The organism is Blastococcus xanthinilyticus, from assembly GCF_008124835.1.
Lineage (GTDB): Bacteria > Actinomycetota > Actinomycetes > Mycobacteriales > Geodermatophilaceae > Blastococcus > Blastococcus xanthinilyticus.
This window is the reverse complement of sequence record NZ_VNHW01000021.1, coordinates 13,665-36,510: the sequence shown is the minus strand read 5'-3', so window position 1 is coordinate 36,510 and position 22,846 is coordinate 13,665. Positions and strand designations below refer to the sequence as shown.

21 protein-coding genes are annotated in these 22,846 nt (G+C 76.0%); 18 read left to right on the top strand and 3 right to left on the bottom strand.

The features are described 5' to 3' along the window. Nucleotides 1–66: 66 nt before the first annotated feature. From BD833_RS21245 to BD833_RS21225, 5 genes are read left to right on the top strand one after another with little or no spacing between them, the layout of a single operon-like run. Nucleotides 67–363 (top strand): hypothetical protein, encoded by a 297-nt coding sequence (locus tag BD833_RS21245; protein ID WP_166535157.1) that lies wholly within the window; start codon nucleotides 67–69, stop codon nucleotides 361–363. Continuing rightward, nucleotides 363–1,160: a TlyA family RNA methyltransferase gene (locus tag BD833_RS21240; protein ID WP_166535156.1), complete on the top strand. Its 798-nt coding sequence runs from the start codon at nucleotides 363–365 to the stop codon at nucleotides 1,158–1,160. The genes BD833_RS21245 and BD833_RS21240 overlap by 1 nt, the downstream gene beginning before the upstream one ends. After that, the gene (locus tag BD833_RS21235) at nucleotides 1,157–2,209 is read left to right on the top strand and encodes an NAD kinase (RefSeq protein ID WP_166535155.1); all 1,053 of its coding nucleotides are present in this window, start codon (nucleotides 1,157–1,159) and stop codon (nucleotides 2,207–2,209) included. Before BD833_RS21240 ends, BD833_RS21235 begins: the two co-directional genes overlap by 4 nt. After that, the gene (gene recN / locus BD833_RS21230) at nucleotides 2,184–3,983 is read left to right on the top strand and encodes a DNA repair protein RecN (RefSeq protein WP_243737868.1); all 1,800 of its coding nucleotides are present in this window, start codon (nucleotides 2,184–2,186) and stop codon (nucleotides 3,981–3,983) included. Before BD833_RS21235 ends, recN begins: the two co-directional genes overlap by 26 nt. A 56-nt stretch (nucleotides 3,984–4,039) precedes the next feature. Beyond that, a complete protein-coding gene (locus BD833_RS21225) occupies nucleotides 4,040–4,753 on the top strand; it encodes a class I SAM-dependent methyltransferase (RefSeq protein ID WP_166535154.1) in 714 nt (237 codons plus the stop codon). A 245-nt stretch (nucleotides 4,754–4,998) separates the two neighbouring features. Here the strand turns inward: BD833_RS21225 and BD833_RS23145 are convergent, their stop codons facing one another. Beyond that, on the bottom strand, nucleotides 4,999–5,772 hold the full coding sequence (locus tag BD833_RS23145; protein ID WP_279536046.1) for a TetR/AcrR family transcriptional regulator: 774 nt from the start codon (nucleotides 5,770–5,772) through the stop codon (nucleotides 4,999–5,001). A gap of 393 nt (nucleotides 5,773–6,165) precedes the next feature. Here BD833_RS23145 and steA point away from each other — a divergent pair, with 393 nt between their 5' ends. From steA to BD833_RS21180, 8 genes are read left to right on the top strand one after another with little or no spacing between them, the layout of a single operon-like run. Next, a complete protein-coding gene (gene steA / locus BD833_RS21215; protein WP_166535152.1) occupies nucleotides 6,166–7,353 on the top strand; it encodes a putative cytokinetic ring protein SteA in 1,188 nt (395 codons plus the stop codon). After that, nucleotides 7,350–8,297: a copper transporter gene (locus BD833_RS21210; RefSeq protein WP_166535151.1), complete on the top strand. Its 948-nt coding sequence runs from the start codon at nucleotides 7,350–7,352 to the stop codon at nucleotides 8,295–8,297. Before steA ends, BD833_RS21210 begins: the two co-directional genes overlap by 4 nt. Next, nucleotides 8,294–9,130 carry a hypothetical protein gene (locus BD833_RS21205; RefSeq protein ID WP_166535150.1) on the top strand — a complete coding sequence of 279 codons (837 nt, stop codon included), beginning with the start codon at nucleotides 8,294–8,296 and terminating at the stop codon, nucleotides 9,128–9,130. The genes BD833_RS21210 and BD833_RS21205 overlap by 4 nt, the downstream gene beginning before the upstream one ends. Beyond that, nucleotides 9,127–10,749, top strand: a complete 1,623-nt coding sequence (murJ, locus tag BD833_RS21200; protein WP_166535149.1) for a murein biosynthesis integral membrane protein MurJ — start codon at nucleotides 9,127–9,129, stop codon at nucleotides 10,747–10,749. Before BD833_RS21205 ends, murJ begins: the two co-directional genes overlap by 4 nt. Further along, nucleotides 10,742–11,887 (top strand): glycosyltransferase family 4 protein, encoded by a 1,146-nt coding sequence (locus tag BD833_RS21195; protein WP_166535148.1) that lies wholly within the window; start codon nucleotides 10,742–10,744, stop codon nucleotides 11,885–11,887. The genes murJ and BD833_RS21195 overlap by 8 nt, the downstream gene beginning before the upstream one ends. Next, complete coding sequence (locus BD833_RS21190; protein WP_166535147.1) at nucleotides 11,884–14,310, top strand: alkaline phosphatase family protein; 2,427 nt, start codon at nucleotides 11,884–11,886, stop codon at nucleotides 14,308–14,310. Before BD833_RS21195 ends, BD833_RS21190 begins: the two co-directional genes overlap by 4 nt. Beyond that, entirely contained in the window at nucleotides 14,285–16,021 is a 1,737-nt protein-coding gene (locus BD833_RS21185) for a CTP synthase (RefSeq protein WP_243737866.1), read from the top strand. Before BD833_RS21190 ends, BD833_RS21185 begins: the two co-directional genes overlap by 26 nt. Beyond that, the gene (locus tag BD833_RS21180) at nucleotides 16,021–16,626 is read left to right on the top strand and encodes an NUDIX domain-containing protein (protein ID WP_166535146.1); all 606 of its coding nucleotides are present in this window, start codon (nucleotides 16,021–16,023) and stop codon (nucleotides 16,624–16,626) included. Before BD833_RS21185 ends, BD833_RS21180 begins: the two co-directional genes overlap by 1 nt. A gap of 9 nt (nucleotides 16,627–16,635) precedes the next feature. On the opposite strand, the gene BD833_RS21175 is transcribed toward BD833_RS21180, so the two are convergent. Beyond that, complete coding sequence (locus BD833_RS21175; RefSeq protein ID WP_166535145.1) at nucleotides 16,636–17,583, bottom strand: helix-turn-helix transcriptional regulator; 948 nt, start codon at nucleotides 17,581–17,583, stop codon at nucleotides 16,636–16,638. A 64-nt stretch (nucleotides 17,584–17,647) separates the two neighbouring features. On the opposite strand from BD833_RS21175, the gene BD833_RS21170 reads away from it, so the two are divergent. Beyond that, complete coding sequence (locus BD833_RS21170) at nucleotides 17,648–18,091, top strand: VOC family protein (protein WP_243737865.1); 444 nt, start codon at nucleotides 17,648–17,650, stop codon at nucleotides 18,089–18,091. Here the strand turns inward: BD833_RS21170 and BD833_RS21165 are convergent. Next, nucleotides 18,055–18,702 (bottom strand): hypothetical protein, encoded by a 648-nt coding sequence (locus BD833_RS21165; protein WP_166535144.1) that lies wholly within the window; start codon nucleotides 18,700–18,702, stop codon nucleotides 18,055–18,057. The genes BD833_RS21170 and BD833_RS21165 overlap by 37 nt on opposite strands. Nucleotides 18,703–18,946: 244 nt before the next feature. Between BD833_RS21165 and ald the strand changes: the two genes are divergently transcribed. From ald to BD833_RS21145, 4 genes are all read left to right on the top strand, one after another. Next, entirely contained in the window at nucleotides 18,947–20,062 is a 1,116-nt protein-coding gene (gene ald / locus BD833_RS21160) for an alanine dehydrogenase (protein WP_166535143.1), read from the top strand. 32 nt (nucleotides 20,063–20,094) lie between these two features. Further along, nucleotides 20,095–21,018, top strand: coding sequence for a site-specific tyrosine recombinase XerD (locus BD833_RS21155; RefSeq protein WP_208092808.1), 924 nt, complete (start codon nucleotides 20,095–20,097; stop codon nucleotides 21,016–21,018). A 210-nt stretch (nucleotides 21,019–21,228) separates the two neighbouring features. Then, complete coding sequence (locus BD833_RS21150) at nucleotides 21,229–22,134, top strand: ParA family protein (protein ID WP_243737864.1); 906 nt, start codon at nucleotides 21,229–21,231, stop codon at nucleotides 22,132–22,134. Between the two features lie 76 nt (nucleotides 22,135–22,210). Then, complete coding sequence (locus tag BD833_RS21145; RefSeq protein ID WP_166535141.1) at nucleotides 22,211–22,726, top strand: hypothetical protein; 516 nt, start codon at nucleotides 22,211–22,213, stop codon at nucleotides 22,724–22,726. The last annotated feature ends 120 nt before the right edge of the window (nucleotides 22,727–22,846 follow it).

The following is a 22,846-nucleotide window of genomic DNA, read 5'->3' as shown; positions in this document are numbered from 1 at the left end:
AGACGCCGGGGAACCCGATCGAGCCCGTTCCCCGGCCATCCCGTCCCGCTCCCCGAGAGGCGAACCATGACCCAGCCGACCGCGCCGCGACCGGTGCCCGGGCCCTACGGCCCGGCGTCCGGTCCCGCGTCCGCCGCGGACCCGGGTCAGGGCGGAACCGCCGCGGAGCCGGTTCCCGCCGGCGCAGCGCAGCCCGCGGACGACGACGCCCGGCGTCCCGCGCCCGGCGGGCAGGCGCCGGAGGACCGCAGGTCGGCCGGCCTGGCCGGCCTGGACGGGCTGCCGGTGTCCGAGCACGTCGCGGTGTTCGAGGCCGAGCACGGCCGGCTGCAGCGCGAGCTCGGCACGATCGACCCCCGCTGATGGGCCGTCGCAGCAGGCTCGACGCCGAACTCGTCCGCCGCGGTCTGGCCCGGTCCCGGGAGCACGCGGTCGCGCTGATCGGGGAGGGCCGGGTCACCGTCGGCGGGCAGGCCGCGACGAAGCCGGCCACCGGTGTCGAGCCCGGAACGCCGGTGGTCGTGCGCACCGACCCCGACCAGCCGACCTGGGTGTCTCGCGGGGCGCACAAGCTGCTGGGCGCGCTGGAGGCGCTCCCGGTGGCCGTGGAGGGCCGCCGAGCGCTCGACGCCGGTGCGTCCACCGGCGGATTCACCGACGTCCTGCTGCGCCGCGGTGCCGCCGAGGTGGTCGCGGTCGACGTCGGCTACGGGGAGCTGGCCTGGTCGCTGCGCACCGACGACCGCGTGCGGTTGTACGAGCGGACCAACGTCCGCACGCTGACCCCCGAGGACATCGACGGGCCGGTGGACCTCGTCGTCGCCGACCTGTCCTTCATCTCCCTGCCCAAGGTCCTGCCCGCGCTCGCCGCCTGCGCCCGCCCCGATGCCGACCTGCTGCCCATGGTGAAGCCGCAGTTCGAGGTCGGCAAGGCGCGGCTGCCCGCCGGCGGGGTGGTGCGCGATCCGGAGCTGCGCGTCCAGGCCGTGCTGGAGGTCGGACGCGCCGCCCAGGAGCTGGGCTGGGGCACCGCCGGCGTGGTCGCCAGCCCCCTGCCCGGCCCCGCAGGCAACGTCGAGTTCTTCCTCTGGCTGCGGTCCGACGCCGGGCCGATCGAGGAGGACGCCGTCCGTCGAGCTGTCCAGGAGGGACCGCAGTGAGCAACCCGAGCACGGCCACGCCGCAGGAGCAGGGCGCCCGCCGGGTGCTGCTGACCGTGCACACCGGGCGGCGGGACATCGTCGAGCTCGCCCGCACCTCGGCAGCCCGGCTGATGCGCGGCGGGATCGGGGTGCGCGTCCTCGAGGAGGAGGCGCCCGATCTCGACATCGAGGGGGCCGAGGTCGTCCCCTGCGACGAGACCGCGGCCAAGGACGCCGAGATCGTGATGGTCTTCGGCGGGGACGGCACCTTCCTGCGCGCCGCGGAACTGGCGCGCTACACCGATGCCGCGCTGATGGGCGTGAACCTCGGCCGGGTCGGCTTCCTCGCCGAGACCGAGCCCGAGGCGGTGGAGGAGACGCTCACCGCGATCGAGAACTGCGAGTACTCGGTCGAGGAGCGGCTGGCCATCCGGGTGGACGTCCGGGACGGCGCAGGCACGGTCGTCGGCGGCACGTGGGCCCTCAACGAGGTCTCGGTCGAGAAGGCCGAGCGCTCGCGGGTGCTGGACGTCGTCATCGCCATCGACGACCGGCCGCTCACCAGCTTCGGCTGCGACGGCGTCCTCTGCGCGACCCCCACCGGGTCCACCGCCTACGCCTTCTCCGCGGGCGGACCGGTGGTCTGGCCCGACGTGGAGGCGCTGCTCCTGGTGCCCACCAACGCGCACGCCCTCTTCGCCCGTCCGCTGGTCACCTCGCCCGACTCGGTGCTCACCGTCGCCGTCCCCGCGGACGGGAACCGGGCCCGCGTGTCCGCGGACGGCCGGCGCACGGTGGAGGTGCCCGACGGCGGCCGGGTGGACGTCCGCCGCGCGAACCGGCCGGTGCGCATCGCCCGCGTGCACGTCTCCACCTTCGGCGACCGGCTGGTCGCCAAGTTCGGCCTGCCCGTCCGCGGGTTCCGGGACGCGCGGCACGTCGGCCCCGGGCACGAGCTGTTCCCCGGCCGGGACGTCCTGGCCCGCGACGTGGTGGTGCCCGACGGCGGGGACGGCGGCGTCCCGGCAGGGGAGGTGAGCGGTGGCGGCCCGCGCGAAGACGTCTGAGCGCCCGGTGCCGGCGCCGGTTCCCGCGACGCCGGCTCGGACGACGCCGGGGCGGCTCTCGGAGCTGCGGATCCGCGGCCTGGGCGCGATCGACGACGTCACCCTGGAGCTGGGCCGGGGGCTCACCGTGGTGACGGGGGAGACCGGGGCCGGCAAGACCATGGTCGTCACCGGGCTGACGCTGCTGTTCGGCGGCCGCGCCGATCCCGGCCGGGTGCGGGCGAACGGGCGGGCCGGGGTGGAGGGCCGGCTCGAGCTGCCGCCCGACTCGCCCGCCTGGGCGCGCGCGGCCGACGCCGGCGCCGACCCGGACGACGACGGGAGCCTGATCCTCGCCCGTACCGTCAGCGCCGAGGGCCGGTCGCGCGCGTACCTCGGGGGGCGCAGCGTGCCGGTCGGTGTCGTCGCCGAGCTGGCCGAGAACCTGCTGGCGGTGCACGGGCAGACCGACCAGCTCAGGCTGTCCCGGCCCGCCGAGCAGCGCCGCGCCCTCGACCGGTACGCCGGTGCCGACCACCTGGGCCTGCTGGACTCCTACCGGACGGCGTACCAGCGGTGGCGGTCCCTCGCCGCCGACCTGGAGCGCCGGCACGCCCAGGCCCGGGAGCTGGCCCAGGCCGCGGACGTGCTCCGGCACGGGCTGGAGGAGATCGCCGCCGTCGCCCCCGAGCCGGGGGAGGACGAGGAGCTGGACACCCAGGCGAAGCGGCTCTCCGACGCCGATGCGCTGCGGGCCGCGGCCGACGAAGCCCGCATGGCGCTGATCGGCGACGTCACCGGCGATCTCGGCGGCGGTGAGCTGCCGCAGGACGCCATCGCCGCGCTCTCGATCGCCGAGCGGGCGCTGGCCGGCTCCGACGACCCCACCCTGGTGCTGCTCGCCCAGGACCTCGCCGACGCCGTCGCCGTGGTCTCCGACGTCGCCGGCCAGCTCGCCGGGTACGTCGCCGACCTCGACGCCGACCCCGGCCGGCTGGCCGAGGTGCTCGACCGGCGCGCCGCCATCACCGCGCTGGTGCGCAAGTTCGCGGACGCCGGCGCCGGGGTGGCGGGAGTGCTCGCGTGGGCGGAGGACGCCCAGCACCGGCTGGCCGAGCTCGACGTGTCCGACGAGGCGCTGGCGTCGCTGGCCGCGGAGCGGGACGCCGCACGGGCCGAGGTCGACCGGCTCGCCGCCGGCATCTCCGCCGGGCGGCGGGCGGCGGCCGAGGGCTTCGCCGCCGAGGTCGGCCGGGAACTGGCCGGGCTGGCGATGAAGAGCGCTCAGGTCTCCTTCAGCATCGACAGCCACCCCGACGATCCGGGCGCCGACGGCATCGACGAGGTGGCCCTGCTGCTCGCCGCCCACCCGGGAGCGCCGCCCAGGCCGGTGCACAAGGGCGCGTCGGGGGGCGAGCTGTCGCGGGTGATGCTGGCCATCGAGGTCGTCTTCGCCGGTGCCGACCCGGTTCCGGTCATGGTGTTCGACGAGGTCGACGCCGGGGTCGGTGGCCAGGCCGCGGGCGAGATCGGCCGCCGGCTGGCGCGGCTGGCCCGTGACCACCAGGTGGTGGTGGTGACCCACCTGGCGCAGGTGGCGGTCTTCGCCGACACCCACCTGGTGGTGGACAAGGCGCCCGACACCGGCGCGGGCGTCACCGCCACGGACATCCGCTCGGTGCGGGGGGAGGACCGGGTCCGGGAGCTGGCGCGGATGCTGTCGGGCCTGGCCGACAGCGACACCGGGCAGGCGCACGCACGGGAGCTCCTCGCCGTGGCCGGCGCCGACCGCTGACGCCCCGGTCGGGTGAGCGGGGAGTGGTCGGGCCGTCACCCGGGTAGGGACCCGCGGTGACCTGCTTCTCCTCCGTCGACGAGTCCGCCCACTACGGCATGTCGGTGGCCGTCCTTCTCGGTCAGTACCGGGATGCGCTCGGTTGGGTGGAGGGCGGGGTCGACGAGCTCGGCACCGGTGACGCGACCGCGATCGCCGACGTCGTGGCCGGGCTGCCGGAGCTGCGGGTGCGGAGCTTCGACATCAACGCCGCCTCGGTGGACCGGGCCCGCGCGAACATCGCCGAACGCGGGGTGGCCGACCGGTACACGGTGGAGGCCGGCGACTTCTTCGACCACGCGGACGCCGCGGGTGGGCCGCTGGCCGCGACGGTGATCGCCAACCCGCCCTACATCCCCGCGCCGGACCGGGACATCCTCATGCCCGAGCTGTGGGGTGGGGTGCGCGGCAACGACCTCGTGCTGCAGCTGCTGAAGGCCGGCTACGCCAACGCGATCTGCGCGGTGGCGAGCTACTCCGACCCGGAGACGACGGTGCGGACGGCGCAGGACCTCGGCTACCGGGTGGCCAACTTCCTCGCGATGGGGCTGGACTTCGGCCCGTACAGCAACGAGCCGAAGGTGCGCGAGCACATCCGGCGGCTCTGCGCGGAGGGCCACGGGTGGGCCGGCGAGGACGGCTACCTGGTGGCGATCGCGCTGTTCACCCGGAACCCCGAGGTCCCCGGCGACCGCGCCGACGAACTCCTCAAGGCGCTCCAACTGTCTTGACGAGCGGGGGCCCGAAGGGTCTCCCGAGGCAGGACGGGCAAGCCGCGGCACGAAGGGGAGCAGGCACAGACCGGCGGACCAGAGGGCGAGCCGCCCCGCGAGGCGGCGTGAGGAGAGGCGGCCGGAGGCCTCCTCGACGAGGGCCGGGAACGGCTCAACGCAGCAGGGGAACGGCTCCTGGCCGCGGTGCCGTCCGGAGGACGGCGAGAGTCATGGCCGCGGTGTGATCCGGAGGATCACAGATGTCATCGCCTCTTGGCGTAACCGGCCAGCCCGAACTGCAGCAGCGCCAGCCCGCGGCGGCCCTGCCGGCGCAGCTCGGCGGACAGCTCCGGCCCGCTGACGCCGGCGAGCACCTGGTCGCGGGCGAGCTCCAGGAGCGAGGCGTACAGGCCGAGGACGGCGTGGGCGGCGAGCCACGGCTCGATCTGCCCCGGCCGCACCGCGGTCTCCTCGGTGATGAGGTCGGCGAGCGACGTGGTGAGCTCGCCGAGGATCTCCCGCTCGCGGATCTGCAGGGTGCGGCTGCCCCGGATCACCCGCGCCATGGCGGCGACCCCGTCGGCCGCCTCGGGGGTGCCGAGCAGGCTCACCGCGCCGACGACGAAGCTCCCGGCCGCGGCGGACACCGACTCCCCGGCGGGGCGTCGCCGCACCGCGTCCAGCAGGGCGGCGCGCATCGGCGGGTCGGCGTCGAAGACCAGGCCCTCCTTCACCGGGAAGTGGTTGAAGACCGTCTTCTCCACGACCCCGGCCCGCTGCGCGATCTCCACGACGCTGACCGCGTCGAAACCGCGCTCGTCGAAGAGCTCGGTGGCGGCATCGACGATCCGGTCGCGGGTCTGCTGGCGGCGGCGTTCGCGGATGCCGGTCCCGCGCCGGGCCCGCCGGCCGCGGCCGGGACCGGGCGCGTCACCGTCGGTGACGCCCTCGGCGGCCGGGGGCTGCGCGGCGGCCGTGCCGCGGACCCCGGCCGCGGCGGGATCGCCGGTGGCCGGTGCGGCTCCGGGGACCGGCACGGGCGGAGCCGGCGGGGCGACCGGCCCGGGCGTCGCAGGCCGGCCGCGCGGGGGAGCGACCGGTGGCGCGCCCAGTGCGACCGGGCCGCGTTCGGGGCCGGGTGCGGATCCGCCGAGGTCGGTGCCCGGTACGGCACGGATCACGGCAGCGCCGACGGGCGCCGCGGCGTCCTCCTCCGGCCTCGGGAGGGACGCTGCGGTCGAAAGGGCACCCGCCACACCAGTCACGGCAGCAACGCTAGTCACAACTCGGTAACGGTCCGGCGGAGGCGCTCCCGTCGGGCGCGCCGGCGTGTCGCCCAGAGGTGGTGTCGGACACGGTGCGTGACCGGAGCGTCGCCGAGGCGCGTCGGAGGGCTGACCGGCATGGCGCGCGTGGCAGCATGCGGTGTCATGCGCATCGGCACCGTTCGCCGCGGCCGGGCACAGGACACGGGGCCCGGCGTCGCCGGCCCCGTCCGTCTTGACCGCCGCACGAAGAACCTGACGAAGCGACTGCGCCCCGGCGACATCGCCGTCATCGACCACGTCGACATCGACCGGGTGAGCGCGGACGCGCTGGTCGGCTGCCAGGTGGCCGGAGTGGTCAACGCCGCGCCCAGCATCTCCGGCCGCTACCCGAACCTGGGGCCGGAGATCCTCATCAACGCCGGCATCCCCCTGCTCGACGACGTCGGCAAGGAGGTCTTCACCAAGCTCAAGGAGGGCGCCCAGGTCCGGCTCGACGGCACCCGTCTCCTCGACGAGGACGGCGCGGTCGCCGCCGAGGGCAGGGCGCACGACCCGCAGACGGTCGCCGCGGCGATGGCCGAGGCCAAGGCCGGGCTGTCGGCGCAGCTCGAGGCGTTCGCCGCGAACACCATGGAGTACATGAAGCGCGAGCGTGCGCTGCTGCTCGACGGGGTCGGCGTCCCGGACGTCACCACCTCGATCGAGGGCCGGCACGTGCTCGTGGTCGTCCGCGGCTACGACTACAAGGAGGACCTGCAGGCCCTCCGCTCCTACATCCGCGACTACCGGCCGGTGCTCATCGGGGTGGACGGCGGTGCGGACGCGCTCGTCGAGGCCGGCTACACGCCCGACATGATCATCGGCGACATGGACTCGGTGAGCGACGACGTCCTCCGGTCCGGCGCCGAGGTGGTCGTGCACGCCTATGCCGACGGGCGCGCCCCGGGCCTGGCCCGCGTGCAGGACCTGGGGGTCGAGGCCATCACCTTCCCCGCCGCGGCCACCAGCGAGGACATCGCCATGCTCCTGGCCGACGAGAAGGGCGCGACGCTGATCGTCGCCGTCGGCACCCACGCCACGCTGGTCGAGTTCCTCGACAAGGGCCGCGGGGGGATGGCGTCGACGTTCCTCACCCGCCTGCGGCTGGGCGGCAAGCTCGTCGACGCCAAGGGTGTCAGCCGGTTGTACCGCAGCCGCATCTCCACCACGGTGCTCGTGGTCATGGTGCTCGCGGCCCTCGTGGCCATCGGTGCGGCGCTGGCCGTGTCCGCCGTCGGCCGGGTCTACCTCGACCTGCTGCTCGACCAATGGAACAGCTTCGTCTTCTGGCTGGAGAACCTCTTCTCGTGATCGACTTCCGCTATCACCTGGTCTCGCTGATCGCCGTGTTCCTCGCGGTCGCGCTGGGGATCGTCATCGGCACCACCGCCCTGAACGAGCCCATCCAGGCCGACATCGAGGGCCAGGTCGCCGAGCTCGAGCAGGACAAGCGCGCGCTGGAGGACCGCACCCAGGAGCTGCAGGCGCAGCTGGACACCAGCTCGGCCTTCGAGGAGGCCGTGGCCGGGCCGCTGGTCGAGGGAACCCTCACCGACCGCAGCGTCGTCCTGCTGCCCACGAACGAGACCGTCACCCCGGAGGTCGTCGAGGACGTCACCGCGCTGGTGGCGGAGGCCGGAGGCACGGTGAGCGGCGTCGTCCGGCTGGAGCCGGAGTACAGCGACCCGGCCACCGCCTCGGCCCTGGAGAGCTACGTGACCGGCTCCGGTCTGCCGGCCGGGGTGCAGCTGCCCCCGGACGGCGACGCCGACGCCCTTGTGGCCTCGCTGCTCTCCCAGGTGCTGGTGATCCCGCCGGGTGGGCCGGTGCCCGACGCCGCCGCGCTGTCCTCGGTGCTCGCCGGGCTGCAGTCGCTGGACGTGCTGGTGGCCGAGGGCGCCTCCGTCTCGCCGGCCGACCACGCGATCGTGCTCACCGGCGACGGCTTCACCGGGGACGACGCCGAGCGCCGCAACGCAGCCCTGGTCGAGCTGGTCACCGCGCTCGACAGCACCGGCGCCGGCGCCGTGGTCTCCGGTGACGCGCCCTCGGCCCGCGAGAACGGCCTGATCGGCGTCATCCGGGCCGACCCCGCGCTGGCGGCCGCCGTCTCCACCATCGACAACATCGGCACCGTCGTGGGCCGGATCAGCACCGTGCTGGCCCTGGGCCAGGAGTCGCAGGGCACCTCCGGGATGTACGGCACCGGCGAGGACACCCAGCCGGTGCCGCCGCTGCCCGCCCCGGCGCAGTGAGCGCCCGCCAGCCGGTGCTGACCGCCCTGGCCGGCGCGGCCGCGGCCCGGGCCGCGCTCGCCACGGCCGCCGCGCTGACCGCGCGACCGGTGGGCGCGCCGTGGCGGCGGACCAACTACGCCGGCCGCCCGGTCAGCCTGCTCGGCGGGCCCGCGCTCGCGCTGTCGGCCACGGCCTCGGCGGTGCTCGGCGCCCCGGCCGGCACCCGCGCCGCGGCCGCCGTGGTCGGCACCGTGTCGGGGCTGGTCGGCGGCTACGACGACCTCGCCGGCGCCCGCCCCGAGCAGGCCCGCGACAAGGGGCTGGCCGGGCACCTGCGCGCCCTCCGCGAGGGGCGCGTCTCCGCGGGCGCGGTGAAGGTCGCGGGCATCGGCGCCGCCGCCGCCGTCGCCGCGCTGCTCACCGGCCGCCGCCGGGGCGCCGGCGCCATCGCCGACGGCGTGCTCACGACCGGCCTGGTCGCCGGCACCGCCAACCTGCTGAACCTGCTGGACCTGCGCCCGGGCCGGGCGGCCAAGGCGGGCGTCCTCGCCGCGGTCGCGGGCCTGCCCGGCCCCGCCGGGGGCCTGGTCGCCGGGCCACTCGGCGCCACCCTCGCGGTGCTGCCCGCGGACCTGCGCGAGCGGGTCATGCTGGGCGACTGCGGCGCCAACGCCCTCGGCGGGCTGCTCGGCCTGCGGCTCGCCGCGATGCCGTCGCCCGCCGCACGGGCCGGTGCGCTGGCCGTCGTCACGGGCCTCACGCTGGCCAGCGAGCGGATCAGCTTCACCCGCGTCATCGAGGCCACGCCGGGCTTGAGGGAACTGGACCGCCTCGGTCGCCTCCCCTCGTGAACGCGCGGCGGGTCGCGGGCGGGGTGGCCGGGGCCGCCGCGCTGATCGCGGTGCTCACCGTGCTGGCCCGGACCGCGGGCTTCGGCCGCACCCTGGTCTTCACCAACACCGTCGGCGCCGACAGCACCGGTGACACCTACCTGGCGGCGAACAACGTCCCGAACATCGTCTTCGAGGTCGTGGCCGGCGGCGCGCTGGCCAGCCTCGTCGTCCCGATGCTGGCCGGCGGCATCGCCGCCGGGGACCGCGAGCAGGTGCGGCGGACGGCGTCGGCGCTGCTGGGCTGGACCCTGCTGCTGCTCGTGCCGCTCGCCGTGCTGCTCGCCCTGCTGGCCGAGCCGATCGCCCGCCTGCTGCTCGGCGGCGGGGACGAGGCGGAGGTGGCGCTGGCCGCCCGGTTCCTGCTGGTGTTCGCGCCCCAGGTGGTCCTGTACGGGATCGGCATCGTGCTCACCGGCGTGCTCCAGGCCCATCGGCGGTTCGCCGGGCCGGCGGTGGCCCCGCTGCTGTCCAGCCTGGTCGTCGCGGGCGCGTACCTGGTGTTCGCCGCCATGGGCGGCGACCGGGAGGTCGCCGACCTGTCGACGCCGGCCGAGCTCGTGCTGGGCGTCGGGACGACGCTCGGCGTGGTGGCGCTGAGCCTCAGCCTGCTCGTGCCGATGCGCCGGCTGGGGCTGGGCCTGCGCCCGGCGCTGCGCTTCCCGGTGGGAGCGGCACCGCGGGTGCGGCGGCTGGCCGTCGCCGGGGTGCTCACGCTCGCGGGGCAGCAGCTGCTGGCGGCGGTCGCCATCCGGCTGGCCACCGACGGCCCCGACGGCACCCAGGTCGTGTACGCCGCCGGGCTGACCGTGTTCCTGCTGCCCTGGGCGGCCCTGGCCGTGCCGCTCGCGACCTCGGTCTACCCGGGTCTGGCCGAGCGGGCGGACGGCGGTGACGAGGACGGCTACCGCCGGGCCCTCGCGCCGGTGGTCGTGCTGACGGTGGCCGCCTCCGCGGTCGCGGCGGCGGCGCTGGTCGCGGCCGCCGGGCCCATCGCCCGCGTGTTCCTCGCCGCGGAGTCCCCGACGCAGGTGGCGGCGCTGCGGGACGCCGTCGTCGCCTTCGCGCCCGGCCTGCTCGGGTACGGCCTGGTGGCCGTGCTGACCCGTGCCCTCTACGCCCGCGGCCTGTGGAAGCAGCCGACCGCCTGGCTCCTGGGTGGCTGGCTGCTCGCCGTCGTCGCCGACCTCGTGCTCGCCGCCGTGCTGCCCGCGGCCGACCGCGCCACGGCGCTGGCGGCGGGGCACACGATCGGGGTCACCGTGGCCGGCGCCGGTCTGGTCGTCGCCGTCGTCCGCGCCGCCGGCCCCGGCGCCCTGCGCGGGCTGGGCCGCAGCGGCCCGGCCGCGGTGCTGGCCGCGGTCCTCGCCGGGGCGGCCGGGGTGTGGGTCGCCCGCGCGCTGGACGCCGACCCGGTCCCCGGCGGCGGCATCCTGATCACCCTGGCCACGGGCATCCTCGTCGGGGGCACCGTGCTCGTCGTCGCGCTGGCGGTCATGATGGGCACGGCCCGCGCGCAGCTGGCGGGGGCGGTCGGGGAGTTGCGGTCGACGGGCGGGCAGGAGGTGCGCAGTGGCTGAGCCGGCCCTGCAGGACCGCCGGATCACCGAGGTGCTGGCGACCAGCACCGGCGGCGTCGGCACGCACGTCCGCTCGGTGCTGCCGGCCCTCGTCGGGTCCGGCGCCGCGGTGCAGGTGTGCGGGCCGCGCGCGACCGAGGAGCTCTTCGGGTTCACCGGTCAGGCCGCCGCGTTCGCCCCCGTGGAGATCTCCGCCGGCCTCGCGCCGGGCGCCGACGCCCGCGCCGTGCAGGCCCTGCGGCGGGCGGTGGCCGGTGACGACCTGGTGCACGCCCACGGCCTGCGCGCCGGTCTGGTCGCCGCGGCCGCGCTCCGCCTGGTCCGGCCGCCCGCCCGGCTGGTGCTGACGCTGCACAACGCGCTGCCGGAGGGAGGAGGGCTCCGCCGGCGCGTGCTCGAGCAGGCCGAGCGCGCCACCGTCCGGGCCGCCGATCTGGTCCTCGCCGCCTCGGAGGACCTCGCGGAGAACGCCCGCCGGCTGGGTGCCCGCGACGTCCGGCTGGCCCCGGTGTCGGCGCCGCCGCTGCCGCCGGCGACGCGCACCCGCGTCGAGGTGCGGGAGGAGCTGGGCCTGGTCGACGACCGCGCGCTGGTCGTGGCCGTCGGCCGGCTGCACCCCCAGAAGGGCTACGACGTGCTCCTGGACGCCGTGGCCCGCTGGTCGGCCGACCAGCGGGTGCGCCCGGCGCCGCTGGTCGTCGTCGCCGGTGACGGCCCGCTGCACGACGAGCTGGCCGGACGGATCCGGGCCGAGGCGCTGCCGGTCACCCTGCTGGGCCGCCGCGACGACGTCGGGGACCTGCTGTCCGCCGCCGACCTCTGCGTGCTGCCGTCGCGCTGGGAGGCCCGGTCGCTCACCGCCCAGGAAGCGCTCCGGGCGGGGGTCCCGCTGGTGGCCACCCGGACCGGCGGGCTGCCGGAGCTGCTGGGGGCGGCGGCCGAGCTGGTGCCGGTCGGGGACGCCGGCGCGCTCGCCGACGCCGTCGTCCGGGTGCTCGGCGACAGCGCCCACGCCGAGGACCTGGCCGCGGCGGGGCTCCGGCAGGCGGCCACCTGGCCGGACGAGGCGGCCACGGCCGCCCAGTTGATCGACCTCTACCGCGAGCTGCTGGGGCCGCCGGTCCCACCGGGGACGTGACCGGACCGGCCCGGCGGCCGGGGCGCCGGGCGGCCACCCTGCTGGTGCTGCTGCTCGCCCTGCTGGGAGCCCTGCCGACCGCTGCCGGGGCGGCGGAACCGTACGCGGCCGACCGGGTCGTCGTGGTGGGCGTGCCCGGGCTCACCTGGGCCGACGTCGACCCGCAGGCCACCCCGGAGCTGTGGGAGCTGGCCGAGGGGTCGGCGATCGGCGCGCTGTCGGTGCGCGCCGCCCGCTCGACCAGCTGTCTGCTCGACGGCTGGGCGACCCTGGGCGCCGGCAACCGGGCCCGGTTCCCCGGCACCGACCAGGGGCTGCCGCCGGTGCCCCTGCCCACGGTGCCGCTGCCCGACGGCACGGCCGGCCCGGGGGAGGCGTCCGGGGACCCCGCGGCGGAGGCGCCGGCCGCCGAGGAGCCGCGCCTGGACACCTCCCTGACCCACTGCGGCCTGCAGGAGCGGGTGGCGGGGGTGGCGCTCGGCGACCCCGGGGCGACGGTGGCCCGGATCGCCGAGGACGCGGGCACGGTGCGCTTCGGCGCCGAGCCCGGTGCCCTCGGGGAGGCCGTCGGCTGCGCCTCGGTGGTCGGCCGGGCCGCGGCCCTCGCGGTCGCCGCGCCGGGGGTGCGGTTGCGCACCGTGGACGGCCTCCCGGGCGATCCGGCGCAGCTCGCCGACGTGCTGACCGGCTGCCCGCTGACGCTGGTCTCGCTGGACGACCTCACCGACGCCGGCGCACCGGGGGCCGAGCCGACCGACGACGGCACGCGCCCCGAGCCCCGGGCCGCCGCGCTGACCCGGATCGACGAGTCGCTCGGCCGGCTCCGGGCGGCCCTGGACGAGCTGCCGGGGGAGACGCTGCTGCTGCTGGCCGGCATCTCCGAGGTCAACGACGGTCGCCCGCAGCTGCACGTCGGGATCGCCGACGGCCCCGGGTTCGGCGACGGGTGGCTCACCTCGGCCAGCACCGGCCGCGCCCCGTTCGTGCAGCTGATCGACCTCACCCCGACGGTCCTGCGCGCCCTCGGCCTCGATCCGCCCGCGTCGGTGAACGGCCAGCCCCTGCGCAGCACCGACGAGCGTCCGGCCCTCGCCGCGGCGGTCGCCGAGCTGGAGCGGGTCAACGTCGCGGCGCTCACCCACCACCGCAACACCGGCGTCTTCTTCTGGGCGTTCGTGCTCGTGGGGGCGGCCGTGGTCGTCCTGGGTGCCGTGGTCCTCGGCGCGGGGGTGATCAGCGGCGGCGAGCGGCTGCGCCGGGTGCGGACGTGGCCGTGGGCGCGCCCGGCCCTGCGCCTGCTCTGCCTGGCCGCCGCCGCGCTGCCCGTGGCCACCTACCTCGCGGGGATCGCACCGTGGGAGCGGACGGCTGCGCCCCTGGCCGTCCTCGTCGCCGCCGTCGTGGTCGCCGACCTGGCCGTCCTGGCGGTCGCCGCCGGCGGGCCGTGGCGCTCCCGGCCGCTCGGTCCGCCGCTGGCGGTCCTGGGGATCACGCTGGCCACCCTCGTCGGTGACGTGCTCACCGGGTCCCGCCTCGAGCTCAACGCCCCGCTCGGCTACGACGCGATCGTCGCGGGGCGCTTCACCGGTTACGGCAACCTGAGCTTCGGGCTGCTGTCGGTGAGCGCGCTGACGGTGACCGCCGCGCTGGCGACGGCGGTCGGCCGGCGCGCCGCGCCCGGCCGTCGGCGGGCCCGCACCGGTGCCGTGGTGCTGGGCGCCGGGCTGCTGGCCGTCGCGGTCATCGGCGCGCCGCCGCTGGGGCGGGACTTCGGCGGGGTGCTGGCCGCCCTGCCGGGCTTCCTGCTGCTGGCGATGCTGCTGACCGGGGTGCGCATCACGGTGGTGCGGCTGGTGGGCATCCTGGCCGCCGCCGTCGTCGCCGTGGGCACCGTCGCCGTCCTCGACTGGCTGCGGCCGGCGGGGGAGCGGACCCACCTCGGGCGGTTCGTCGAGCAGGTGCTCAGCGGTGAGGCGTGGACGGTGATCAGCCGCAAGGCCGAGGCGAACGTCGGCATCCTGCTGGGCAGCCCGCTGGCCTGGATGCTGCCGGTCGCGCTGGTCGCCGCCGGCTGGCTGCTGCGACCCGGCGGGCCGCTGCGCAGCCGCCCCGGTGGCGCCGGCCGGCCGCCCCGCGGCCCTGCGGGCCTGGCCCCCGCGGACGGCGCCGTCCTCCGGGCCGCGCTGATGGCGTCCGCGCTGAGCCTCGCGATCGGTGCCGCGGTGAACGACTCCGGTGTGGCGCTGCCCGCCACCGCCGCGGCGCTGCTGGTGCCGCTGCTGGTCTGGCTGGCCGCCGCCCCCGACGGCGGGCAGCCGTCCGGGGCGGGGAACCCGACGGGTGGCACTGGCCACTCCGGCCGGGCCGGCGACCCGGACCGTGTTACGGTCGTCTCCCGTGGGTCGACCGTCTGGAACACGTGATCACGCCGGGAACTTCAGCCTCCTGCACAACAACCAGCCGACGAAGTTCGTCTTCGTCACCGGCGGTGTCGTGTCGTCTCTCGGCAAGGGGCTGACGGCCAGTTCGCTGGGCGCGCTGCTCGCCAGCCGGGGGCTGCGCGTCACCATGCAGAAGCTGGATCCCTACCTCAACGTGGATCCGGGCACGATGAACCCGTTCCAGCACGGCGAGGTGTTCGTCACCGAGGACGGCGCGGAGACCGACCTGGACGTCGGCCACTACGAGCGCTTCCTCGACATCGACCTCTCCGGCCGGGCGAACGTGACCACCGGCCAGGTGTACTCCGACGTGATCGCCAAGGAGCGGCGCGGCGAGTACCTCGGTGACACGGTGCAGGTCATCCCGCACATCACCAACGAGATCAAGGCCCGCATCCTCGCCGGCGCCGACAGCGCGGAGCGGGTCGACGTCGTCATCACCGAGATCGGCGGCACCGTCGGCGACATCGAGTCGCTGCCCTTCCTCGAGGCCGCCCGCCAGGTGCGGCACGAGATCGGCCGGGACAACTGCTTCTTCCTGCACATCTCGCTGATCCCGTTCATCGCCCCGTCCGGCGAGCTCAAGACCAAGCCGACGCAGCACTCGGTCGCCGCCCTGCGCAGCATCGGCATCCAGCCCGACGCGCTGGTCTGCCGGTCCGACCGCGACATCAACGAGGGCCTCAAGCGCAAGATCAGCCTGATGTGCGACACCGACGCCGAAGGGGTCATCTCCTGCCCCGACGCGCCGTCGATCTACGACATCCCCAAGGTGCTGCACCGCGAGGGCCTCGACGCCTACGTCGTCCGCCGGCTCGGCCTGCCGTTCCGGGACGTCGACTGGACGGTGTGGGGCGACCTGCTCGACCGGGTCCACGCGCCGAAGCAGACGGTCACCATCGCGCTGGTCGGCAAGTACATCGACCTGCCCGACGCCTACCTGTCGGTCACCGAGGCGCTGCGCGCCGGTGGGTTCGCCCACCGCAGCCGCGTGCAGATCCGCTGGGTGCCGTCGGACGACTGCGAGACCCCGGAGGGCGCCGAGAAGGCGCTGGCCGGCGTCGACGGCGTCTGCATCCCCGGCGGGTTCGGGGTGCGCGGCATCGAGGGGAAGCTCGGCGCCATCCGGCACACCCGGGTCAACGGCATCCCGACCCTCGGGCTGTGCCTGGGGCTGCAGTGCATGGTCATCGAGACCGCCCGCAACCTGGCCGGCATCGAGGGCGCGAACTCCACCGAGTTCGACCCGGAGACGCCCGCCGCGGTCATCTCCACCATGGCCACCCAGCTCGACGTGGTCGCGGGGCGGGGCGACATGGGCGGCACCATGCGGCTGGGCAGCTACCCGGCGCACCTGGAGAAGGGGTCGGTCGTGGCGGCCGCCTACGGCGCCACCGAGATCACCGAGCGGCACCGGCACCGCTACGAGGTGGCCAACGCCTACCGCGACCGGCTGAGCGAGGCCGGGCTGGTCTTCTCCGGCACCTCGCCCGACGGCACGCTGGTGGAGTTCGCGGAGCTCCCGCGCGAGACCCACCCGTTCTTCGTCGGCACCCAGGCCCACCCCGAGCTCAAGAGCCGGCCGACCCGGCCGCACCCGCTGTTCGCCGCGTTCGTGCAGGCCGCCGTCGCCTACCAGGAGGCCGCCCGGCTGCCGGTGCCGGTGGACGAGGACCAGCAGGTCGGCGTCTGATGCCCGGCCCGGCAACCGACCAGGGCCACGAGTACGCGGTGCTCGCCAGCGAGACGGTCTACGACGGCCCGATCATCTCCCTCCACCGGGACACGGTCGCGATGCCCGGGGGCGGGGAGAGCGTCCGGGACGTCGTCCGGCACGTGGGCGCCGTCGCGGTGGTGGCCCTCGACGACGAGGGGGACGTGGTGCTGCTCCGGCAGTACCGCCACCCGGTGGGCGCCTACCTGTGGGAGCTGCCGGCCGGGCTGCGTGACGCCGACGGCGAACCGCCGCTGGAGACGGCGAAGCGGGAGCTGGCCGAGGAGGCGCAGCTGGCCGCGGAAAGGTGGTCGCTGCTGACCACGCACTACAGCAGCCCGGGCTTCTGCGACGAGCTGGTGCTGATCTACCTCGCCGAGGGCCTCTCCGAGGTCGCGCGCCCCGAGGGCTTCACCGTGGAGCACGAGGAGCTGGACCTCACCGTCGAGCGGGTTCCGCTGGCGGCCGCCGTCCAGCGGGTGTTCGACGGCGAGATCCGCAACGCGGCGGCGGTCGTCGGGCTGCTCGCCGCGGCGCAGGCCCGCGCCGCCGGTCCCACGCTGCGCCCCGTCGACGCCGGCTGAGCGGCCGGCTCAGGACGGGCTCGGGTAGCGCCCGCTGAGCTCGGCACCGATCCGCGCCAGCTCGGTCCGGACCGCTGCGGGCTCGATCACCTCGACGTCGGCACCCCAGCCGGCGAGCGTGCGGGCGATGTCCAGCGGCGTCGGGGCGCCGAGCCGGACGCGGGCCCGTCCGCCGTCCTCGCCGTCGACCTCGCAGTGCCGCCCGAACTGGTCGTGCAGGATGCGGACGAACCGCGGCTCGATCAGCACCGTCGCCCAGGTGCGCGAGCGCCGCTGCTCCACCTCGCCGACCACCTCGCGCCACGCCGCGGGCAGGGCGAACCCGTCCGGCCGCCCGGCCGGCTCGTCGATGGCCTCGGCGTGCTGGATGCGGTCGACCCGGAAGGTCCGCTGCCCCCGGTCGGTCCCGGCGACCAGGTACCAGGTCTCGTCCTTGTCGACGAGGCCCCACGGGTCGACGAGCCGGTCGGACGGCCGGCGGGCGCCGTCGACGTAGGTCAGCCGGACCCGCCTGCGCCGGACGACCGCGGTCTGCAGCACGTCGACGACCGCCGGCCGGAGCCGGTCGCGGTCGCCCCACCCCGTGGGGTCGGTCATGGTCGCCTGCGCGGCGGCCTCGGCGTCGGCGCGGAAGGTCTGCGGCAGCGCGCGCACCAGCTTGCGCAGCGCCGAGCGCACCTCGTCGGGGACCGACGCCGCCGACCCGAGGAGGAGGAACAGCGCCCGGGCCTCCCCGGCGGAGAGGCCGGTGAGGTCGGTCCGCGCGCCGCCCACCAGCGACCAGCCGCCGCCGCGCCCGATCCGCGGGTACACCGGGACACCCGCGGTGGAGAGCGCCTCGAGATCGCGGCGGGCGGTCGCGACCGAGACCTCCAGCTCGCGCGCGACCTCGGCCGCCGTGACCCGGCCGCGGGCCTGCATCAGCAGCAGCAGCGCGACGAGGCGGTCAGCGCGCACGCACCCTCGATCCGCGTCGGGAAACTGCTCATTGGATGAGCAGTTTAGGGCCGAGCATGGGTGCATGACCGATTCCCGAGAGGACAGCCCGATGCTCCGCGGACTCACCACCGTCACCTACTTCGCCGACGACGTGCCGGCCGCCGTGCGCTGGTACGCCGCGGTCACCGGCACCGAGCCCTACTTCGTCCGTCCGGAGGAGGGCCCGCCGGCCTACGTCGAGTTCCGGCTCGGCGACCTCCAGCACGAGCTCGGCATCCTCGACCGCCGGTACGCCCCGTCCGCGCCGGGGCCGGCGGGCGCGGGCGTCGTCGTCTACTGGGCCGTGGACGACGCCCGCGCGAGCTTCGCCCGGTTGCTCTCCTCGGGCGCGACCGTGCACCAGGAGCCGATCGAGCGCGGTCCCGGCTACGTCACCGCGTCCGTCGTCGACCCGTTCGGGAACGTGCTCGGCGTGATGGCCAACCAGCACTACCTCGACGTGGTCGGTGGGCTGGTGGCGGGCTGAGGGCCGCCGGCCGGCAACCGCAGCCCGAGCCGGCCGAGCTCCAGGGCGGCGAGGTCCCGGGTGGCCGCCGGGTTCCCGGCTCGCCAGGCGGCGCCCGTGCCGGCCGGGAGCGCCGCCAGCCGCTCCAGGGGCGCCGTCGCCGCGGCGCGGGTGGCGAGCACGTCCAGATCGGCGCCGCTCGCCACCAGCCGCGCGGCCGCCGCCGCGTCCCGCGCGTAGCGCAGCCGGCCGGGCAGCCAGCGCACCACCAGCCAGCCGACCGGTAGCACCACGAGGACGACGGCGAGGATCGCGGCCAGCGTCTCGACCGCGCCCTGGGCCGACCTCCCGGCCCCGCCCACCGAGCCACCCGCGTCGGCGAGCGCCCCGAACGGCGCGGCCAGCTCGTCACCCACCACGGGCAGCTCCTCCGCCGTGCCGGCGGCCGAGCCCATGGAGTCCGCGACCGACCGGCCCAGCCCCTCCACCGCCCGGCCCGGCTCGGCCAGGACGAGCACCGCCCCGTGCGCGGTCCGGGCCACCAGCACCCAGAGCACCGCCCACGCCAGCACCCCCAGGTCGGCGGCCAGCTGGCGCGCCCGCAGGGCGGGGGAGTCGGCGTAACAGCGCACGGGGGCCTCCAGAGGCGGGTGGGGCGGCCCCGCCATGGTGGGTCAGACCGGCGGTCCCGGCAGCGCGGCGGCCCGGCGCCCGCCACCGCGGGGGCACGGGCGGTCACGAATCGGTGCGCAACCCCGGTACGGCACGGCGGCCATGCCTAGACTCCGGCCGAGGTGCGCCCCGACCGGGCCGCCCATCACGCGGGAGGGTCTTCCGTCACCACGGGAGCCGTCCCGCCGGGACCAGGAGGATTCGATGCGGGTCGGGGTTCCCCGAGAGGTGAAGAACCGGGAGTACCGGGTGGCGCTGACGCCGGCCGGGGTGACCGAGCTGGTGCGGGCCGGGCACACCGTGCTGGTCGAGCAGGGCGCCGGGGAGGGCTCCTCCATCCCCGACGCCGACCTCGTCGCGGCCGGTGCGCAGATCGTCGCCACCGCCGACGAGGTGTGGGCCGAGGCCGACCTGCTGCTCAAGGTCAAGGAGCCGATCGCCGAGGAGTACGGCCGGCTGCGGGCCGGCCAGACCCTCTTCACCTACCTCCACCTCGCCGCATCGCGGGAGTGCACCGACGCGCTGGTGGCCTCCGGCACCACCGCCATCGCCTACGAGACGGTGCAGACCGCCGACGGCGCGCTGCCGCTGCTGGCCCCGATGTCCGAGGTCGCCGGTCGCATGGCGCCGCAGGTGGGCGCGCACTGCCTGGAGCGGGCCCACGGCGGTCGCGGGGTGCTGCTCGGCGGCGTCTCCGGCGTCTACGCCGCCAAGGTGGTGGTCATCGGCGCCGGCGTCTCGGGCATGAACGCCGCCGCCATCGCCCTCGGCATGCAGGCCGAGGTGGTCGTCCTCGACCGCGACATCGACAAGCTGCGCGCCGCCGACCGGATCTACCGGGGCCACCTGCAGACCGTGGCGTCCAACGCCTACGAGGTGGAGCGCGCGGTCCTCGACGCCGACCTCGTCATCGGCGCGGTGCTCGTCCCCGGCGCGAAGGCGCCCACGCTGGTGAGCAACGAGCTGGTCTCCCGGATGAAGCGTGGCTCGGTGCTGGTGGACATCGCCGTCGACCAGGGCGGCTGCTTCGAGGACACCCGGCCCACCACGCACGACGAGCCGACGTTCCGGGTGCACGACTCGGTCTTCTACTGCGTGGCCAACATGCCCGGCGCGGTGCCCAACACCTCCACCCACGCCCTGACCAACGTGACGCTGCCGTACGTGATGGCGCTGGCCAACCAGGGCACCGCGGCGGCCGTGGCCGCCGACCCCGCCCTGGCCCACGGCGTGAACGTGGTGGCCGGCCAGGTCGTGCTCCCGGAGGTCGCCGAGGCCCACGGGATGGCCGCCGTCCCGCTCCAGGAGGTGCTCCGCTGACGACAGCGACCACGGCGGGCGCCGGTGCCGACGTGCAGCGCGTCGTCACCGGCTACCTCGACCACCTGACCGTCGAGCGCGGGCTGGCGGTGAACACCATCGCCTCCTACCGCCGCGACCTGCGCCGCTACACCGAGTACCTGGCGGACGCAGGCGTGCGCGGCCTGGGCGAGGTGGCCGAGTCCGACGTCTCCGGGTTCCTGGCCGCCCTGCGCCGGGGCGACGAGGACCACCCGCCGCTGTCGGCGACGTCGGCTGCCCGGGCGGTCGTCGCCGTGCGGGGGCTGCACCGGTTCGCCCTGCTGGACGGCCACGTGGGCAACGACGTCGCGCACGAGGTGCGGCCGCCGGCACCGGCGCGGCGGCTGCCCAAGGCGATCCCCGTCGAGTCGGTGATCGCGCTGCTCGAGGCGGCCGGGTCGCTGGAAGGCCCACGCGGGCTGCGGGACCGGGCGCTGCTGGAGCTGCTCTACGGCACCGGCGCGCGCATCTCCGAGGCCGTCGGGCTCGCCGTCGACGACCTCGACCGCGGCCAGCACACCGTCCGGCTGGCCGGCAAGGGCGGCAAGGTCCGGGTGGTCCCGGTGGGCAGCTACGCCCTGCGGGCGGTCGAGGACTACCTGGTGCGCGCCCGCCCGGCGCTGGCCGCGGCCGGGACGGGTGGGGTGCGCGGCGGGGCGCTGTTCCTCAACGTGCGCGGCGGGCCGCTGTCGCGGCAGAGCGCCTGGTCGATCCTGCGGTCGGCGGCCGAGCGCGCGGGCCTGGACGGCGAGCTCTCCCCGCACACGCTGCGGCACTGCTTCGCGACCCACCTGATCGACGGCGGGGCCGACGTCCGGGTGGTGCAGGAGCTGCTCGGCCACGCCTCGGTGACCACCACCCAGGTCTACACGCTGGTGACGGTGGACCGGTTGCGGGAGGTCTACGCCACCAGCCATCCGCGGGCGATCAGCTGACAATCGCATCGCTCGGCATTGGGCAACAGTTGTGTTCTGCTCGGCTTGACCAGTCACAGTGGTTGGCATTCGTCGCCATGTCGACACGTCGACGGCGTGCCGCCTTGGGAAGATGCTCCTCGCTCCCTAACGTCCTCCTCACCCCGAGCGGACAGGACGGCTGACCGCACCCGGAACGTCCGGACCGGGCCGAGCTGGAGGCGAACACCCATGGCGATCCGAGCGGACGCGGCCTCTGCCGTCGCGCGCCCGCACGACACCGACCCCGAGATGGGGGCGGCTGCGCTGCGACAGGACCCGGCCCGGGCGCGCCAGCGGCGCCTCCCGGACCCCAAGCCCCTGACCGAGCACGGGCCGGCCCGCATCATCGCGATGTGCAACCAGAAGGGCGGGGTCGGCAAGACCACGTCGACGATCAACCTGGGTGCCGCGCTGACCGAGTTCGGCCGGAAGGTGCTGCTCATCGACCTCGACCCGCAGGGCGCCCTGTCGGTCGGTCTCGGGATCCCGGCGCAGAACATGGACCGGACCATCTACAACGCGCTCATGGAGCGGCGGACGAGCCTGCGCGACGTCCGGGTGCCCACCGACATCCCGGGCCTGGACCTGGTGCCGAGCAACATCGACCTCTCCGCCGCCGAGGTGCAGCTGGTCAGCGAGGTCGCGCGGGAGCAGACCCTGCTGCGCGTGCTGGCCGACGTCCGCGACGAGTACGACTACATCCTCATCGACTGCCAGCCCTCCCTGGGCCTGCTGACGGTGAACGCGCTGACCGCCGCCCAGGGCGTGGTCATCCCGCTGGAGTGCGAGTTCTTCTCGCTGCGCGGCGTCGCCCTGCTGGTCGACACCATCGACAAGGTCAAGGAGCGGCTGAACCCGTCGCTGGAGATCAACGGCATCCTGGCCACCATGTACGACTCCCGGACCGTGCACTGCCGGGAGGTGTTCAGCCGGGTGGTCGAGGCCTTCGGCGACACCGTGTTCAAGACCGTCATCCAGCGCACCGTGCGGTTCCCGGAGACCACGGTCGCCGGCCAGCCGATCACCACGTGGGCGCCCACGTCGACCGGCGCCGCCGCGTACCGCGACCTCGCCAAGGAGGTGCTGGCACTGTGATCGAGCGGGCGAGATCACCCAGGGGCGCAGCGACTCCGGTCATGCAGCCGACGAGCGCCAGCGAGGAGGTGTCGGCATGACGCGCCGTCCTGTTCTTCCGGGTGCCTCGGAGCTGTTCCGCCGCACCGACACCACGGCGGCCCCCGAGGTCACCGAGCTGCCCAGCCTGCCGACGCCGGCGAGCTCGCCGGCGCTGCGCAGCGCCGGCACCGCCCGGCGGTCCAGCGAGGCGGCCGAGGCCGCCGCGCCGCTGACGCTCGTCCCCGGCGGTGCGGAGGCCGACGACCTCGCGGCCTTCCGCGGCGCCCCGGCGCAGCCGGGCCCGGCAGCGGTCCTCCAGCCGAAGGTGCCCACCCGCGGGCGGCCCATGCGCGGCCGCGCGGAGCGGACGAAGCACGACGAGAAGATCACCGTCTACATCTCCGCCGACGAGCTGCTCGCGCTGGAGACGGCGCGGCTGACCCTGCGGGCCGAGCACGGGCTGGCCGCCGACCGCGGCCGGATCGTCCGGGAGGCCATCTCGGTCCTGCTGGCCGACCTGACCGAGCGCGGTGAGGACTCGGTCCTGGTCCGTCGCCTGCACGGGCGCTGACATCCCTCCGGGGGAGCTGACATCGTCGTCCTCCGGACGACACCGCGGCCAGGTGTCGCCCGCCGGTCGGCACGGGCGGGTCCAGCCGTCCCGGCCGGGAGGCCTCCGGCCCCCGCGCCC

Bases quoted from the DNA above. Each gene is read 5' to 3' on its own strand.
- BD833_RS21245 (WP_166535157.1), top strand. From the start codon at position 67: ATGACCCAGCCGACCGCGCCGCGACCGGTGCCCGGGCCCTACGGCCCG.
- BD833_RS21240 (WP_166535156.1), top strand. From the start codon at position 363: ATGGGCCGTCGCAGCAGGCTCGACGCCGAACTCGTCCGCCGCGGTCTG.
- steA (WP_166535152.1), top strand. From the start codon at position 6,166: ATGCGCATCGGCACCGTTCGCCGCGGCCGGGCACAGGACACGGGGCCC.
- BD833_RS21180 (WP_166535146.1), top strand. From the start codon at position 16,021: ATGCCCGGCCCGGCAACCGACCAGGGCCACGAGTACGCGGTGCTCGCC.
- BD833_RS21170 (WP_243737865.1), top strand. From the start codon at position 17,648: ATGACCGATTCCCGAGAGGACAGCCCGATGCTCCGCGGACTCACCACC.
- ald (WP_166535143.1), top strand. From the start codon at position 18,947: ATGCGGGTCGGGGTTCCCCGAGAGGTGAAGAACCGGGAGTACCGGGTG.
- BD833_RS21150 (WP_243737864.1), top strand. From the start codon at position 21,229: ATGGCGATCCGAGCGGACGCGGCCTCTGCCGTCGCGCGCCCGCACGAC.
- BD833_RS21145 (WP_166535141.1), top strand. From the start codon at position 22,211: ATGACGCGCCGTCCTGTTCTTCCGGGTGCCTCGGAGCTGTTCCGCCGC.